The organism is Harryflintia acetispora (assembly GCA_004340125.1).
Classification (GTDB): Bacteria; Bacillota; Clostridia; order Oscillospirales; family Ruminococcaceae; genus Harryflintia; species Harryflintia acetispora.
On record SLUK01000001.1, the window covers coordinates 186,878 to 203,098 of the forward strand.

General features: G+C 60.3%; 16 protein-coding genes. 7 read left to right on the plus strand and 9 right to left on the minus strand.

Annotation, left to right across the window (positions count from 1 at the left end):
- Window positions 1-3 precede the first annotated feature (3 nt).
- The 6 genes from mnmG (at window position 4) to EDD78_RS00945 (ending at window position 6,240) form a co-directional block, all read left to right on the plus strand.
- Window positions 4-1,902, plus strand: a complete 1,899-nt coding sequence (gene mnmG, locus EDD78_RS00920; RefSeq protein ID WP_132083507.1) for a tRNA uridine-5-carboxymethylaminomethyl(34) synthesis enzyme MnmG — start codon at window positions 4-6, stop codon at window positions 1,900-1,902.
- Complete coding sequence (gene rsmG / locus EDD78_RS00925; RefSeq protein WP_132083509.1) at window positions 1,889-2,599, plus strand: 16S rRNA (guanine(527)-N(7))-methyltransferase RsmG; 711 nt, start codon at window positions 1,889-1,891, stop codon at window positions 2,597-2,599. The genes mnmG and rsmG overlap by 14 nt, the downstream gene beginning before the upstream one ends.
- Window positions 2,600-2,751: 152 nt before the next feature.
- A complete protein-coding gene (locus EDD78_RS00930; protein WP_079700306.1) occupies window positions 2,752-3,573 on the plus strand; it encodes a ParB/RepB/Spo0J family partition protein in 822 nt (273 codons plus the stop codon).
- A gap of 232 nt (window positions 3,574-3,805) precedes the next feature.
- Entirely contained in the window at window positions 3,806-4,573 is a 768-nt protein-coding gene (locus tag EDD78_RS00935; RefSeq protein WP_079700307.1) for a ParA family protein, read from the plus strand.
- 51 nt (window positions 4,574-4,624) lie between these two features.
- A complete protein-coding gene (locus EDD78_RS00940) occupies window positions 4,625-5,461 on the plus strand; it encodes a ParB/RepB/Spo0J family partition protein (protein WP_423241254.1) in 837 nt (278 codons plus the stop codon).
- Window positions 5,462-5,499: 38 nt separating this feature from the next.
- Window positions 5,500-6,240, plus strand: coding sequence for an acyl-[acyl-carrier-protein] thioesterase (locus tag EDD78_RS00945; RefSeq protein ID WP_132083511.1), 741 nt, complete (start codon window positions 5,500-5,502; stop codon window positions 6,238-6,240).
- Between the two features lie 65 nt (window positions 6,241-6,305).
- Here EDD78_RS00945 and EDD78_RS00950 read toward each other — a convergent pair whose 3' ends face one another.
- The 7 genes from EDD78_RS00950 to gpr all read right to left on the minus strand — a co-directional run bounded on the left by EDD78_RS00950 (window position 6,306) and on the right by gpr (window position 14,336).
- A complete protein-coding gene (locus tag EDD78_RS00950) occupies window positions 6,306-7,499 on the minus strand; it encodes a nitrilase-related carbon-nitrogen hydrolase (protein ID WP_132083513.1) in 1,194 nt (397 codons plus the stop codon).
- A gap of 26 nt (window positions 7,500-7,525) precedes the next feature.
- A complete protein-coding gene (locus tag EDD78_RS00955; protein WP_132083515.1) occupies window positions 7,526-8,230 on the minus strand; it encodes a carbon-nitrogen hydrolase family protein in 705 nt (234 codons plus the stop codon).
- A gap of 314 nt (window positions 8,231-8,544) precedes the next feature.
- The gene (gene hemW, locus EDD78_RS00960; RefSeq protein ID WP_117507670.1) at window positions 8,545-9,657 is read right to left on the minus strand and encodes a radical SAM family heme chaperone HemW; all 1,113 of its coding nucleotides are present in this window, start codon (window positions 9,655-9,657) and stop codon (window positions 8,545-8,547) included.
- A gap of 181 nt (window positions 9,658-9,838) precedes the next feature.
- Window positions 9,839-11,641 carry a translation elongation factor 4 gene (lepA, locus tag EDD78_RS00965; protein ID WP_079700313.1) on the minus strand — a complete coding sequence of 601 codons (1,803 nt, stop codon included), beginning with the start codon at window positions 11,639-11,641 and terminating at the stop codon, window positions 9,839-9,841.
- A gap of 142 nt (window positions 11,642-11,783) precedes the next feature.
- Complete coding sequence (locus tag EDD78_RS00970) at window positions 11,784-12,122, minus strand: hypothetical protein (protein WP_079700314.1); 339 nt, start codon at window positions 12,120-12,122, stop codon at window positions 11,784-11,786.
- Window positions 12,123-12,145: 23 nt separating this feature from the next.
- A complete protein-coding gene (spoIIP, locus tag EDD78_RS00975) occupies window positions 12,146-13,357 on the minus strand; it encodes a stage II sporulation protein P (RefSeq protein WP_165873053.1) in 1,212 nt (403 codons plus the stop codon).
- Between the two features lie 106 nt (window positions 13,358-13,463).
- The gene (gene gpr / locus EDD78_RS00980; RefSeq protein WP_132083521.1) at window positions 13,464-14,336 is read right to left on the minus strand and encodes a GPR endopeptidase; all 873 of its coding nucleotides are present in this window, start codon (window positions 14,334-14,336) and stop codon (window positions 13,464-13,466) included.
- Between the two features lie 110 nt (window positions 14,337-14,446).
- Between gpr and rpsT the strand changes: the two genes are divergently transcribed.
- On the plus strand, window positions 14,447-14,707 hold the full coding sequence (gene rpsT / locus EDD78_RS00985; protein WP_079700317.1) for a 30S ribosomal protein S20: 261 nt from the start codon (window positions 14,447-14,449) through the stop codon (window positions 14,705-14,707).
- A gap of 99 nt (window positions 14,708-14,806) precedes the next feature.
- Here rpsT and spoVAE read toward each other — a convergent pair whose 3' ends face one another.
- Both spoVAE and spoVAD read right to left on the minus strand, forming a co-directional pair.
- Window positions 14,807-15,163, minus strand: a complete 357-nt coding sequence (spoVAE, locus tag EDD78_RS00990; RefSeq protein WP_079700512.1) for a stage V sporulation protein AE — start codon at window positions 15,161-15,163, stop codon at window positions 14,807-14,809.
- Window positions 15,164-15,177: 14 nt separating this feature from the next.
- Window positions 15,178-16,206 carry a stage V sporulation protein AD gene (gene spoVAD / locus EDD78_RS00995; RefSeq protein WP_132083523.1) on the minus strand — a complete coding sequence of 343 codons (1,029 nt, stop codon included), beginning with the start codon at window positions 16,204-16,206 and terminating at the stop codon, window positions 15,178-15,180.
- Window positions 16,207-16,221 lie beyond the last annotated feature (15 nt).

Here is a 16,221-nt window from a genome sequence, read left to right on the forward strand (position 1 = left end):
GTTTTGGAATATCAGGCGGGAAATTATGATGTTGCGGTGATCGGCGCGGGCCACGCGGGGGTGGAGGCCGCGCTTGCCGCCGCGCGGCTGGGCGCCAGCACCGTGCTCTTCACCATGTCGCTGGACGCGATCGCCAACATGCCCTGTAATCCCTCAATCGGCGGGACGGCCAAGGGCCATCTGGTGCGGGAGATCGATGCGTTGGGCGGCGAGATGGGAAAGGCGGCGGACGCCACCTTTTTGCAGAGCCGGATGCTCAACCGCGGAAAGGGGCCGGCGGTGCACAGCCTGCGGGTCCAGTCCGACCGGCGGGCCTATCACGCCTATATGAAGCAGGCGGTCGAATCCCAGCCGGGCTTGGACCTGCGCCAGGCCGAGATTGTGGATATCCGTGCCGAAGATGGGCGGGTGCAGGAAGTGGTGACTGCGATGGGAGCCGTCTACCGGGTGAAGGCGGCCATCGTCTGTTCGGGGACCTACCTGCGGGGAAAAATCTTTGTGGGGGAGTATACCGCCGCCAGCGGCCCGGACGGGATGCATCCCTGCAATACCCTGAGCGCCTCGCTCGAAAGGTTGGGGCTGCGGCTGCGTCGCTTCAAGACCGGGACCCCCGCGCGGGTGCATCGCAGGAGCATCGATTTTACACAGCTTCAGGAGCAGCCGGGCGACGAACCGGTGGTCCCCTTCTCCTTCACCACCAAGGGAGAGCTGCACAACAAGGTGCTCTGCCACATCGGGTACACCAACGGGAGAACCCACGAAGTGATCCGAGAAAATCTCCACCGTTCTCCGCTCTACGGTGGAAAGATTGAGGGGATCGGGCCGCGGTACTGCCCGAGCATCGAGGACAAGGTGGTCCGTTTTTCAGACAAGCCCCGCCACCAGTTCTTTGTCGAGCCGATGGGCGAGGATACCGAGGAGATGTACCTGCAGGGGCTCTCCTCTTCCCTGCCCGAGGAGGTGCAGGTCGCGCTCTATCGGACCATTGAAGGGCTGGAACAGGTTGAAATTATGCGGGACGCTTACGCGATCGAGTACGACTGCGTGGACCCGCTGCAGCTGCGGCCCACCCTGGAGTTTCTTCCGGTGCGGGGGCTCTACGGCGCGGGGCAGTTTAACGGCACCTCGGGCTACGAGGAGGCGGCCGCTCAGGGCCTGATCGCCGGGATCAATGCGGCGCGCCAGGTGCAGGGAAAGGAAGCGCTCGTGCTGGAACGCGCCTCCTCCTATATCGGCACCTTGATCGACGACCTGGTGACCAAGGGCTGCCAGGACCCCTACCGGATGATGACCTCCCGCTCGGAGTACCGGCTGCTGCTGCGGCAGGACAATGCGGACATCCGGCTCACCCCGCTCGGGCATGCGGTTGGGCTGATCAGTGCGGAGCGCTACGGGGAGTTTTTGGAGAAGGTGGCCGCGCGCGACCAGGAGCTGGAACGCCTGAAAAGGCGGGTACTGGCGCCGGATGATCGCCTCAATGAGATGCTTGTTTCACATGAAACAGCCCCGATTTCCACCGGCACCACCATGTCGGCCTTGCTGCGCCGTCCGCAGATCAGCTACCGGGATATTCTCCCCTTTGATGGTGAAGCCCCTTCCCTGCCGGACGCGGTGATCGAGCAGGTGGAGGTCGAGATCAAATACGAGGGGTATATCAAAAAGCAGCTCGCCCAGGTGGAGCAGGCCCGGCGGTTGGAAAGCAGGCTGCTGCCCGAGGGGATCGACTACAGCGAGGTTTCCGGCCTGCGGCTGGAGGCCGCCGAAAAGCTGCAAAAGATCCGGCCGCGCAGCCTGGGACAGGCGAGCCGTATTTCCGGGGTCAGCCCGGCGGACGTCTCTATTTTAATTATCTATCTGGAGAGCAAACGTAGGAAGGGGGAATCCCGCGATGATTCCGAATGAACTTCTGCTCGGCTGGTGCCGGGAATATGGGATCGAGCTGCCGCAGGGCGCGATTGACAGGCTGGACCGGTACGCCGAGTTTTTGGTGGAGTACAATGAGAAGGTCAACCTTACGGCCATCACCGAGCCGCAGGAGATCGCCTGCAAGCATTTCCTGGACAGCCTGCTGCTTTTAAAGGCGGCGAACCTTCCTAAGGGCGGCAGCCTGATCGACGTCGGCACCGGCGCGGGGTTTCCCGGGGTACCGGTGCGCCTGGCGCGGGAGGACATTTCCCTCACTTTGCTGGACAGCTTGGGCAAGCGGATCACCTTTTTAAACCAGCTCTGCGAGCGCTTGGGACTCCAGGCGGACTGTATCCATGCGCGGGCGGAGGAGGGCGGCCAGAACCCTGAGCTGCGTGAACGCTTCGACCTGGCCACAGCGCGGGCGGTAGCGAATCTCAGCAACCTCTGCGAATACTGCCTCCCCTTCGTCAGAGTGGGCGGCATATTCGCCGCTTTAAAGTCCAAGGGTGCAGAAGAGGAGGCCGGGGCGGCGGGAAACGCGATCCGCCTGCTGGGCGGCAAGCTGGAGGGGATCGAGCACTTCACCCTGCCGGACGGGAGCGAGCGAAACATCATACTGATCAAGAAAATATCGCAGACTTCGGCAAAATATCCCCGGCCCGCCGCCAAAATTGCAAAAAAGCCGCTGTGAAAAAACAGATTGCAGCGCAACAAGCAGAATTTTGCGATCAAAAAGAATGGAAATAAATGGAATAATCTGTTACAATCCTATTGTGGACAAGCAATAGGATTTTTTGTTGTAAGAGAATGATATCTTATAACCGGCAGATTGGAGGCGGGCGGATGCAACAGATTCCGGACGGCAGGGTGGTCAACAATGTGGTGCTTCTTCCAGTGGAGCACATCGTTCCCAACCCCGACCAGCCCCGCCGGGTGTTTGGCGAGCAGGCGCTGCTCGAGTTGGCCCAAAGCATCGCGCAAAACGGCCTGCTCCAGCCGATCAGCGTGCGGGAGCGGGCGCCGGGAGAATATCAGCTGATCGCCGGCGAACGGCGGCTTCGCGCTTTCCGCAAGCTGGGCTACAGCGTGATCCCGGCCATTGTGGAGGAGATGGACGACTACGCCAGCAAGACGCTGGCGCTGATCGAAAACCTCCAACGGGCCGACCTCAACTTTTTTGAGCAGGCCGAGGCGATGGCCTCCCTGCTGCAGGAGCATGGGCTCTCCCAGGCGCAGCTGGCCGAGCGGCTTGGGATGGCGCAGTCCACCGTGGCCAACAAGCTGCGGCTTCTGCGCTTTGCGCCGCTGGTGCGGCGCAAAATTCAGGAAAACGGCCTCACCGAGCGGCACGCGCGCTGCCTGCTCCAGATTTCCGGGGAGCGGCGGCAGCTCGAGGTGATTGCAGTAATTGCCCAGCGCCAGCTCAACGTGGCCCAGACCGAGCGGTATATCGCTTCCCTACTCGAAAGCCACGGCCCCAAGCCCACCCGCATCTTTATCCTCAAGGATGTGCGGATTTTTCTGAACACCATCAACAAGGCGGTCGAGACGATGAAGCTCGCCGGGATTCCCGCTGTAACCCAGCAGAGCGAGGATGACGAGTATATCAACCTGACGGTGCGCATCCCCAAAAAGCATGCCCAGCGCAGCCGTACCTCGGCCTGAAACTTGGCTATAACCGAACCGGTTTTAGCATAACTCACATTCCCTGGCTGATTACCGAAAGGGCCGTTTTGCCGCGGCCCTTTTGGTATTTTGATAAGCGGGTCCGAGGTTTTTTGACCTTTGGCCCGTTTTTTGATGGTTTTTGCCCTAGTTTCATGTGAAACAGCTATGAAAACCGTCGGTTTTATGTTATAATTCCTTGTGTGTGAGTAAAGGCGTAGGAGGAGAAGCGTTGGGAAAGGTTATTGCGATCGCCAACCAGAAGGGCGGCGTTGGAAAGACGACCACCGCGGTCAATCTAGCGGCGGCGCTCGGCTTTGCCGGGAAGCGCGTTCTGATGGTGGATATGGATCCGCAGGGGAATTCTACCAGCGGATTTGGGATTAACAAGCGGACCTGCGAGGCCTCCACCTATGATTTGATCATCGGCACCCAGCCGGCGGCCAAGGCGCTGGTCCACACCAAGTTCAAGAATGTGGATATCCTGCCCGCGAGCATCGAGCTGGCGGGGGCGGAGATCGAGCTCATCGAGCTCGAGGACCGGACCATGCGCCTCAAGAAGCTGCTGACCCCTTTGAAGCTGAATTATGATTTTGTGCTGATCGACTGCCCCCCTTCCCTCGGGCTGATCACCCTCAACGCCCTGGCAGCCAGCGATTACCTGCTGGTACCGATCCAGTGCGAATATTATGCGCTTGAGGGGCTGTCCCAGCTTATCACCACGGTGCGTCAGGTCAAACGGCTGTATAACCCCACGATCGAGATTTTGGGGGTGCTGCTCACCATGTACGATTCCCGCCTCAATCTGACCTTGCAGGTGGTGGCGGAGGTCAAAAAATATTTTCCCAACAAGGTGTTTAAGACGGTGATCCCCCGAAATGTGCGCCTTTCCGAGGCGCCGAGCTTTGGCCAGCCGATCATCTATTTCGACCGGGTATCCAAGGGGGCCCAGGCCTATAACGAGCTTGCGCAGGAAATCATCGGCATGTATCATATGTGATAGGAGGCGGACGTCATCGCGAAGGCAAGACTGGGGGGGCTGGGCAAGGGCCTGGACGCCCTCTTTGCGGATAACAGCACGGGCAGCAGCGCCGCGGCGCTGCCCATCAACGAGATTGAACCCAACCGCGACCAGCCCCGCAAGCAGTTCGACGAGGAGTCGCTGGCCGAGCTGGCCGATTCCATCCGGGAACATGGGGTGCTCCAGCCGTTGCTGGTGCGCCCTCTCCCCAGCGGGCGCTATCAGCTGATCGCCGGGGAGCGCCGCTGGCGTGCCTCGCGGATGGCCGGGCTCTCCGAGGTGCCGGTGGTCGTCCGGGAAATGACCGACCTTGAAGCGATGGAGCTGGCGCTCATCGAAAATCTCCAGCGCGAGGACCTCAATCCGATCGAGGAGGCCTTGGGCTACCGGCAGCTGATGGAGAGCTACGGGATGACCCAGGAGAAGGTGGCCAGCTCGGTCGGCAAGTCCCGGCCGGCGGTGGCCAACGCCCTGCGGCTTTTAAACCTCCCTGACCCGGTGCTCGACCTGGTGCGGCGGGGACAGGTTTCGGCGGGCCATGCCCGCGCCCTGCTGGCGCTGGAAGACAGCGGATTGATCGAGGAAAACGTACAAAAGGTGCTGGCCGACCGGATCACCGTGCGGGAGCTCGAGCAGCTGGCAAAGAAGTGCAAAAGGCAGAAGACCTCCCCAAAAAAGAAGGAGCCTGCCTTTGGCGAGGAGAGCTTCTACCGGGAACTGGAGCTTGCGCTGCGCCAGGAGCTCGGGCGTAAGGTGACCATCCGCCATACGGCGGGCGAGCACGGTTCGATCGAGCTGGACTTCCTCAGCCAGCAGGATCTGTGCGACATCGCCGAGCGGCTGAGCGGACAGAAGATTTCCTACTGACTGTTTCACATGGAACAAACGGAGAAAAGGATAAGAACATGCCCCTGATCAATGACAACAAGCAATATGAAAAGAACATCCAGGTACAGAGCTATGAATGCGACATATTAAACCGGATCAAGCTCTCCTACCTTCTGCGGCATATGCAGGAAATCAGCGGAGAGCATCTCGACGAGCTGGGCCTCCCCTATGAGCGGCTGGCCGAGCTGGGACAGGTATTTCTTCTGGCCAAACTTTGCCTGAAGATCGAACGTCTCCCCCGCTGTCGGGAGCGGCTGCGGCTGCTCACCACGCCCAAGCTGCCCATCAAGGCGCAGTTTATCCGTACCAACGAGATATTTTCGGAAGCTGGCGAACGCCTTGCGGTTGCGGATACCACCTGGCTGCTGGTCGACCCGCAGAGCAGGAGGATTCTGCGTCCGAAGGAATTCACCGGCGTGCTGCCGATGACCGAGGACCTCGAACCGACCACCCTGACGCGGTACCGCCCCCTCCCCCCCGAGGGGCTGGAGCCTGCCGGCGTGCGGGAGGTTCGCTATTCCGATCTGGACATCAACCGGCATATGAACAATGCCGGCTATGCGGATGTAATCTGCGATGCCCTTCCCTTTGGGGAGCTGGAGCGGGAAGCGAAGGAGCTTTACCTCCATTACCAAAACGAGGTGCGCGAGGGCGAGCGTATTTCCCTGTTGCGCGGCAAAACTCCTGAGGGAAGCTGGTATCTGCGGGGAGAGAAGGAAACGCTCTGCTGCTTTGAAGCGCTATTGACCCTGGAATAAAAAGCGACAGGAAAAGGGGTTCCCGGCCTTTCATTGGCCGGGAACCCCTTTTGTCTGCCTTCAATTTAAACCTGAGCGGCGTTTTCCTCGGAAGCCTCGGGCTCGTTTGCAGTCTCCTGCGGCGCGGCCCCTGCCTCTTCCGGCTTCTCCTGCGGCACATAGGAGGGCACCACCGTGGGCGAGGGCAGAGTGCCCTTAAAGAAGCCGGGATAGGTCTCCTTCATCATCCGTTCGTAGAAGAGCGGGTTGCGGTGGTGGGAATAGACGTCCATATTATCCAGTAGCCGCGGCGGATCGATCCGGGAGGAGAGAACCCCACCGGTTTCATCGCTCTCGTGGTTGTGCACCACCACCCCGTTGAGATCCCGGGTCATCAGAAGCGGCGCATAGATCCCGCTGGCCCCCCGGAAGGCGGGCAATGTTTCGCCGGTGGAATAGAAGGAGGAGCGCACCGTATAGAGGTTATAATGCTGCGCATTCATCAGCGAAGCGTTGTAGCGCGGATTGTGGGAAAACTGTTCGCTGCTCAGCGCCGGGGTGAGCACCAGCTGCGCGCCGAGGGCCTTGGCTGCCTTGTAGCACTCGTAGAACGAGCCGTCGGTGTCGGCCAGGATGGCGAGCTTGCCGATTTTGGAATCGAAAATTTTCAGTTCGTTTCCCGGCTGGATGCCAAGGGCCCGTTCGGTCGGGCTGAGGGTAATCTTATCCTGAAAAAAGGCCTCATCACTGTCCGGGCTAAAGAGATAGGAGCGGCAAAAAATTCCCTGCGAGGTGGCGACGTAGGTGCTCCCCGCGGCGATATAGATGTTATATTTGTGGGCGAGCAGCAGGAAAATGTTGTAGTAGCAATCGAATAAAAAGTCGGAGAGCTTGTCCATGACCGACCCGAACCGCGCGCGCAGGTTAGCGGGCGGCGTCTGCCCCTTGCAGAGGTCCTCGATGAGGGAGGTTGCCAGCGACATCGAGGGCTTGTCCACGCTCAGCGGCACCAGGCCCAGCAGGTGGGGCAGCAGCAAAAGCTGGGAGCCGGACTGGATGGCCATGTCGATCAACCGGCAGCAGTCCTCGATGAAGGATTTGATGTCCTTATATGGCGTCAGCCGCAGATGGGCGGCGGAGAGCTTGATGTTGTTGGGATAGACGTAGTCCAGGATGGTGCTGCGGCGGATTCCGAGGGCTTCGATCAGCTTTTCGCATTTTTCCGGGTCGAGCTTGGCCGACAGCGTGTAGGATGCCGCAATGGTCTTGAGTGACAGCATGCGCGTATCTCCTTTTCAAGATGGGCTCAGCGGTCGAGCAGGGACGCGCTGGCGGCGCAGAAATCCGGGTTGATCATCGAGAGCAGGTTTTGCTGCTCCCTCAGCTTCTGCAGCTTGTGGGGATAAACCGTCGCCAGGGCGGGGAACTCGGCCTGCGGCTTTAAGAGGAAGCCGCTCTCGTCCTCGGTGAGCGCGCAGGGCGCGCAGACACAGCAGCCCGCGTTGTGGGCGCCGAGGACATACATCTGGTTTTGCTGCGCCATGTCCCAGCAGCCGCTCATGATCCGGGTCACATTCACATCGTATAGGTCAAAATATTGGGATACGATCGCCGTCTCGGCCCCGAGCATGGCCGCCGAGCGCAGCACCTCGGGGTGGTAAATGTCCACGTCCGCGATGAGGCAGATGGCCCCCAGCTCGGTATCGAACACTTCGATCGCGCTGCCCGGCTCGAGGGAGGCGTGATGGAGGAGGTTGAGGTGACAGGCCTTCTGCAGCGCCACCGGCTTCCCCGCCGGAGAGAGCAGGGTCATACAGAGCCGGCCCTTGAGCACAAACCGCCCCGGCACCAGATAAACCTGGTAAGCCTTCGCATAATCCATCGCCTGCTTGAGGTAGCGCGGCAGCTCCCGCTCGGGGACAGCGGCGTTCCCCTCGCAGAAGATGACAAGGTTGGCCGGCTCCTTTGGCTTGACAAAGGGGTAAGAAAAACAGACATTTATCTTGGACACGGGGGAAATCTCCTCCTTTGGCGACAAAAATCGATACCTCTATTATACCCCGCCCCCGCCCCGTGCGCAAGGCTTTCCAAAACGAATGGCCGGCTATAAAAATGGATGATTGACTTCCACGGCATCAAAACAAACCAAAGTACGATGGAAAGCGATGGTCTCCCCTGCCGATCCTGCGCAAACATCGGCCTTTGCGGTGAAGGAGGCTGAGGGAGGAATTCGTTTTTATCAAAGTTATTACATTTTTTGGAAATCAAAGGCTGGTGGCTTCTTCTGCTGTGTCGCTTTATGGGACTATTCTTTGAAAAGGACGGTCAGTCGCCCAGCAGCCGGGCAATGAGCGGATTGGAGAGCAGGAAGCCGCGCGGGGTCAGGCGCAGGCTTGAGCCGCTTTGCTGGACCAGTCCCAGCGGGATGAACCGTTGGGCCCGAAAGAGAAATTGCTCCTTGTCCACCCCGTAATAGGCCTGCGCCTCGTCGAGGTTGAGCCCCTCGCGCAGCCGCAGGCGCAGCATGGCAAACTCGGTGAAATCCCCGCCCGGCCCGTCGTCCTGCCTCAGCGACCAGGGGTCCTTTGCCGCCAGGAAGGCAGGCAGGTCGCGCTCGAAATGGAACCGCTTCCCGTCCAGGAAGGAGTGCGCCGCCGGGCCCAGCCCAAGGTAGGGCACCAGCTTCCAGTAGCCCAGATTGTGCTGGCTCTCGAAGCCGGGCCTAGAGAAGTTTGAAATTTCATATTGCAGCAGGCCGTGGTGCTCGAGAAAACAAACCATGCGGTAGTAATGCTCGGATTGCAGATCCTCGTCTGGGCAGAGGCCGCGCACGTCCTGGCAGTCAAAGGGCGTCCCCTCCTCGATCTTGAGCAGGTAGGCAGAGATGTGCGGCACCTCCAGCTCGATGCAAAACTGCAGGGTTTGCAGGATGTCCTCCAGCGTCTGTCCGGGCAGTGAGAGCATGACGTCGAGCGAGATGTTTTCGATCCCCGCCCCCCGCGCCAGCTCGACCGCCCTTGTTACGTCCCCGGGCGTGTGGGAACGCCCCAGGGTGTGCAGCAGCAGCGGCTGCGCCGCCTGCAGCCCCATCGAAACCCGGTTGACGCCGCTGCGGTGGATATCCCCAAAGAACGCTCCGTCCACCGTGTTGGGATTGGCCTCCAGGGTGATCTCCCTCCCGGTCAGGGTGTGGCGGGAGGCGGCGGCCTGGAGGATCCGGTCGATGTTGCGCGCGCCCAGCAGCGAGGGCGTGCCGCCGCCGAAATACACCGTGTCAAAGACACGGCTGCCAAAGGGGCAATCCAAAAGCATTTGGCAGACCTGGTCGGTATAGCGGTCGTAGTCCTCCTGCGTCCCGGGTACGGAATAAAAGTCACAGTATCCGCATTTCTTGCGGCAGAAGGGCACATGGATATAAAGGCCTTCCGGTTTCGGCATAACGGCACCTCCCAACATGCTGTTTACTATTTGTATTATAATTAAATATTTATACTATTTGAGCAAAACACTTTGCGCCCGGCCCTGTCCTGATTCAGCTTGCGGGCTGTAGATCCTACAGCCCGCAATTCTTTCCCTGTGTGATAGTACCATGCTTCTGCAGCGCGGCCGTCCCCTGCCATCAGTCCAGTTTGAGGACTGCCATGAAAGCCTCCTGCGGCACTTCGACCGAGCCGAACTGGCGCATCCGCTTTTTTCCTTCCTTCTGCTTTTCGAGCAGCTTCTTTTTGCGGGTGATGTCTCCCCCGTAACACTTGGCCAGCACGTCCTTGCGCAGGGCCTTGACCGTCTCGCGGGCGATCACCTTACCCCCCACCGCGGCCTGGATGGGAATCTCGAAGAGCTGGCGCGGGATGGTCTCCTTGAGTTTTTCGGCCATCCGGCGCGCGCGCGGATAGGCCCTGTCCGCATGGACGATCAGCGAAAAAGCGTCCACGACCTCGCTATTTAACAGGATATCCAGCTTGCACAGCTTGGAATCCCGGTATCCGCACAGCTCATAGTCGAAGGAGGCATAGCCCTTGGTGCGGCTCTTGAGCGCGTCGAAGAAATCATAGATGATCTCGTTGAGCGGCAGCTCGTAGTGCAGCTCGGCCCGGGTATCGTCGAGATACTTGGTATCCTTGTATTCCCCCCGCCGCTCCTGGCAGAGCTCCATGATGGTGCCGATATACTGGGTGGGCGTGAGGATGCTCGACTTGACGAACGGCTCCCGGGCGCTCTCAATGGTGGCGGGATCGGGGTAATTGGTCGGGTTGTCGATCTGCAGCTCCTCCCCGCCGGTGAGGGTGAGCTGATAGACCACGCTCGGCGCGGTGGTGATGATCTCCAGGGAAAACTCCCGCTCGATCCTTTCTTGGATGATTTCCATGTGCAGCAGGCCCAGAAAGCCGCAGCGGAAGCCGAAGCCCAGCGCGGCCGAGGTCTCGGGCTCAAAGGAGAGGGAAGCGTCGTTGAGCTGCAGCTTCTCGAGCGCGTCCCGTAAATCCGGGTAGCGGGCCCCGTCCACCGGGTAGATCCCCGAGTAGACCATGGGGTTTACCTTGCGGTAGCCCGGCAGCGGCTGGGCGGCCGGGTCCCGGGCGAGGGTGACCGTGTCGCCCACCCGGGTGTCGGCCACCGTCTTGATGCTCGCGGTCAGATACCCGACCTCCCCCGCGCAGAGTTCGTCCTGCGGCTGAAGCGAGGTCGCGCCCATGAAGCCGACCTCCACCACGTCGAATTCGGCGCCGGTCGCCATCATTTTGATCCGCTCCCCCGCGCGCAGCGCCCCGTCCATCACCCGGATATAGACGATGACCCCCTTATAGGAGTCGTAATAGCTGTCGAAGATCAGGGCGCACAGCGGCTTGTCGCGTTCCCCTTTCGGCGGGGGCACCAGCGCCACCACCTGTTCGAGCACCGCGCGGATGTTCACCCCGGTCTTGGCCGAAATCTGCGGCGCGTCCATCGCCGGGATGCCGATGATGTCCTCGATCTCGTGGCAGACGCGTTCGGGGTCGGCGCTGGGCAGGTCGATCTTGTTGACCACCGGGACGATCTCCAAATCGTGGTCCACCGCCAGATAGGTGTTGGCCAGCGTCTGCGCCTCGATGCCCTGTGAGGCATCCACCACCAGCACCGCCCCCTCGCAGGCGGCAAGGGACCGGGAAACCTCGTAGTTGAAGTCCACGTGTCCGGGGGTGTCGATCAGGTTGAAGAGGTAGTCCTCCCCGTTGTCGGCATGGTAGCGCAGGCTGACCGCCCGCGCCTTGATGGTGATGCCGCGCTCGCGCTCGAGGTCCATATTGTCCAGCAGCTGGTCCTGGGCCTCCCGGGCGCTGACCGCCTGGGTGAGCTCGAGGATGCGGTCGGCCAGGGTGGACTTGCCGTGGTCGATGTGTGCGATGATGCAGAAGTTGCGAATATGAGCGTGGTCCTGCATAGGTCGGGGTACCTCCGGTCTATTAAAATGAAGTCAAAATTAATTCTACTGTAGAAATTATACCACAAAAAAAACATTGCAGGCAACAGGCCCGCAATGTTTTCAAAAATAGTCGCGCAAAACGATCCGTACCTGGCGGCGCTCACGATTTCCACCATAAGTGCGGCAGATATTCCCTTACCGCCTCTCCCAGACTGCGGTATCCGGCGGCAAGCATCCGCAAATCCGTCGGCAGGAAGACGGACAGCTTCTGCAAAGTAGGTTCCATATCCTGCACCAGCCCCTGATCGAAGTATATTTCCTTGCCAACAATACTGATTGTATAGACGCTCTGCGCTTCTTCCAACGAAACGATGGGCGCATAGTCCGGCGTCCCGGTCTGGTAGGCATGGTAATTGACGAACGCCAGGCCCAGCATCAGGATGGTGAAAATTACAGAAAGTAGAAATCCAATAAAAAACGACCGTACGTTAAACTTCATATTGTGGTTTTACGTCCTTTCGGCTATTCCTCCAGGTCCTTGATCGCCTGTGCGATCGACTGTCCGGCCAGACGAGCGGTGTAGAGGCACTCCTCCAGGGTGTTTCCGTGCGAGCCGAATTCCAGCAGCAGCGAGCCCCGGGTCAGGTCCTGGTTATATTTGCGGTAGCAGAAGAAGATCGGCCGCATGAGATGCTCGAAGTCGCCCTCCGCCTGGCGCTGGATGGCTGCGGCAAAGCGCAGATTGTCCCGCCAGTTGGGCATGTTCATGGTGCCGTCGTCGCTGCCCGCGATGATCATCAGCTGGGCGGCCTTTTTTCCGTCGATGGTGGTGATGGGCCGCACCAGGGTGCCGTTTCGGTCGATGGCGTCCCGGTGGACGTCCAGCACGATCTTGATCGAGGGATATTCCTCGAGGTACCCTTTGACCGTCTCGGCGCTGCGCTCATAGGAGCCGTTGTAGGAGGGGTAGTCGTGCTGGGTGCTGTCGTGCAGGACGTTGACCCCGTTTTCACGCAGGGTTTTTGCCAGCTCCTCCCCCACCGCCACCATGTTCATATTATTGTCGGTGCTGCGCCAGGTATTCCGCGTGTCGTAGAAGATATTGTCATACCGCTCAAAGGCTTCGGTGGCGTGGGTGTGCATGATCAGCACCTGGGGCTCGCCGTTGCCGCCCAGCCCCAAGGCCGGGGCGTCCTCGAGGATTTCTTCGATGTCGTCAAAATCCAGCTTGGTGTAGTTGCGCAGGTATCCCGGTTCGAGATGATAATAGCTCGACGAGTCGTAGCCGGACAAATCCTCCTCGATCATGTCGCCCCGGTACTGGGCCGGGATCTCGGGCGGGGCTTCCTTGCTTTGGGTCTCCTCGTCCCCTTCGTCTGCCTCCCACTCCTCGCCGGGCCCCGAGCTCGAGGCCTCCCCGCCCTGTTCCGGGACGGAGGAGGACTCCTCCTGCGGCTTGGGCTGCGGGGAGGGAACCGGGTTTGGGTTGGGCTCGGGCGCGTCAATCTCCTCATCGCCGTAAAAAATTTCCGAGTTGAAGCGCTGCTCGAGCAGATCCAGGCTCTGGGCCGGCATATCCGAAAACGCGGAAAAAAGCGCCAGACGCTCCCCTACCGACTGTATAAACGGCATGGAATGATACAGTCCGGATTTGATCAGGGGAAAGCTGAGCGCAGCCACCGCGATGGTGAAAAAGAGCAGAATGAACTTTTTGGGGTTACGATATCTTCTCAATTTCAAACATACCTTTATCTTTTTAGTTGAGCACCAATCCATGTATATTCACGCCCGGGCGGGAGTATACATGAAGGTTTTCATAAAAGAGATATGTTTGAAACAGTCAGCTGACCAGGTATCCGATGTCCTCCACCGAGATGTGGGGCTGCAACGCATGGTTGATGGCCAGGGACAGCACCTTGGCCGCCCGCTCGATGAGCAGGTCGACCTCGCGGGGGGTGACCATCATCATGCGCGCCTTGTCCTGCTGCGCCAGGGAGGGCTCCTGCCCCGCCAGCTCATAGACCATGGTGGCGGCGTCCACCACGGTGGGCACGCCGATCGAGACGACCTCTACCCCGAGGGTCGCCTTGGAGAGCTCGAAGCGGCGGTTCATCACCCCCGAGCCGGGGGAAATTCCCGAGTTGGAAACCTGGATGGTGCACCCCAGGCGCTCCAGGCTGCGCGCGGCCAGGGCGTCCACCGCGATCACCGCGCAGGGGCGCAGGTCCTTAACGATCGAGCGGATGATCTCCCCCGACTCGATCCCGGTCTGGCCCAGCACGCCGGGGGCCAGCGCCGCGACCGGACGCAGGTTTCCAAGCCCCGCGGACTTGGCGAGCTCTCCCGAAATGTGGCGGGTGGCGAGGCAGAGGTCGCAGGTGCGCGGGCCGAGCGCGTCCGGGGTGATGTGGATGTTTCCCAGCCCCACCACCAGCACCGTCCCCTGCTCCGGGACCAGCTTCTGGATTTCCCGGGCAAGGGCCTCGATCTCCTTTTCAGTGGACTGGTTGGAGGAGTAGAAGGGCGGAAGCTCGACGGTGAGGTACCGCCCCACCGGCTTGCCGAGGGCCTTAGACCCCTGCTCGCTGGTAATATCGACGATGTTGACGGTTATACTATCGTATTGGAGCGCGTCAACCTTCACCCCCTGCGGCAGGTTGTCACGGCCGAGGGACTCGGTTTCCTCCAGTGCGAGGTCGCTGCGAAAATTCATGGCTGTGCTTCCTTTCGGAGAATTTGTTGTACAGATGAAAAAACACTTGCAATTTCCCATAAAAAATGCTATTATAACTTGTACTGTCATGTAGGCAAGGAGGTGGCACAATGGCAAACGTGAAATCTGCGAAGAAGAGAGTCAAGGTTATCGCTACGAAAACGATGGCGAACAAGGCGGTAAAGAGCGACCTCAAGACCGCGATCAAGAAGGCGAACGCTGCGGTTGAAAACAATGCTGCCGACAAGCAGGAGGTCGTGCGCGTCGCGATCAAAACGATCGATCAGGCCTGCGCGAAAGGCGTTCTTCATGCAAATACCGCGTCCAGAAGAAAGTCCAGCCTCGCCCGCAAGCTGAATGCCGTCGGCTAAAGCGGCAGAATACTTTCGTCAAAACAGCAGCCCCATCCATGAGAGTGGAAGTGGGACTGCTTTTTGTTTGCGCTTGTACGGGTTGCCGTGCAAGCGCATTTACATCTTGTCGCCGGGTTTAAAGATCAGCGCCACGATCAGCCCGAAGATGATGGCGGCGCCGATCCCGGCGCCCGCCGCGCAGATCCCGCCCGAGATGGCGCCGATCAGCCCGTCGGTGCGCACCGCGGCCATGGTCCCTTTGGCGATCAGCGCGCCGAAGCCGGTCAGCGGCACGGTAGCCCCCGCCCCCGCGAAGTCGATCAGCGGCTGGTAGAGCCCCAGCCCGCCGAGCACCACCCCTGCGACCACAAAGATCACCAGGATCCGCGCCGGGGTCAGCTTGGTGTAGTCGATCAGCACCTGCCCCACGGCGCAGATGGCGCCGCCCACCAAGAAGGTCTTGAGATATTCCAGAAAGATTTCCACGGTTATTTTCCTCCTTTGTGCGGTGTGGATGAGAGGTGGACCAGATGGGCAATCCCGGGGATGGACTCCCCCTGCTGCACGCTGGTGGTGCTCATCAGCGCTCCGGTGGCGACGAAGAGTACGTCCCGCAGCCGTCCGGCCTGGATCGCCTGGCAGATATACGAGCAGAGCACCGAGGCGCTGCATCCGCAGCCCGAGCCGCCGGCGGCCACGTCCTGGGTCTCGCGGTCGTAGATCATCAGCCCACAGTCGTTATGCTTCTTGCCCAGGGTATATCCCTCGCGCTCCAACAGCTCGTCCAAGAGCTGGGAGCCGACCTGCCCGAGATCCCCGGTGAGCACAAGGTCGTAGTTGTCCGGCCCGGTGACGGTGTCCTCGAAGAAGCGGGAGAGGGTGGCGGCGGCAGCGGGCGCCATCGCGGCGCCCATATTGTTGATGTCCTTGATCCCCATGTCCTCGATGGTGCCCACGCAGACATGCTTGACATAGGGCGGCGAGACTTGTTTGCCCACCACAGCCGCGCCCGAGCCGGTCACCGTCCATTGGGAGGTGGGCGCGCGCGAGCCGCCGTATTCCAGCGGGAAGCGGAACTGCCGCTCGGCCGAGCAGAAGTGGGAAGAGGTCACCGCGACGGCGGTGTTACAAAGCGACGCCTCGACAAAGAGGGACGCCAGCGACAGGCTCTCGGCCATGGTGGAACAGGCCCCGTATAGTCCGAAGAAGGGGACGCCGAGGTCGCGCAGCCCGTAGGAGGAGCTGATACACTGGTTGAGCAGATCCCCGGCAAAGATGTAGTCGATGTTGGAGGAAGAGAGGTTGGCCTTTTGCAGCGCCTTGGAGACGGCGTCCTTCTGCATGCGGCTTTCGGCCTTCTCCCAGGTCTGCTCGCCGAACGAGGTGTCGTCGCAGATCATGTCAAAGTAGGGCGCCAGAGGCCCCTCCCCTTCTTTTTTTGAAACCACCGATGCAAAGGAGACCAGGCTCGGGCTGGTGTCCAGGCGGGTGGTGTATTTCCCGATTTTAGTAGGCATAGTTTTCCCCTCCCG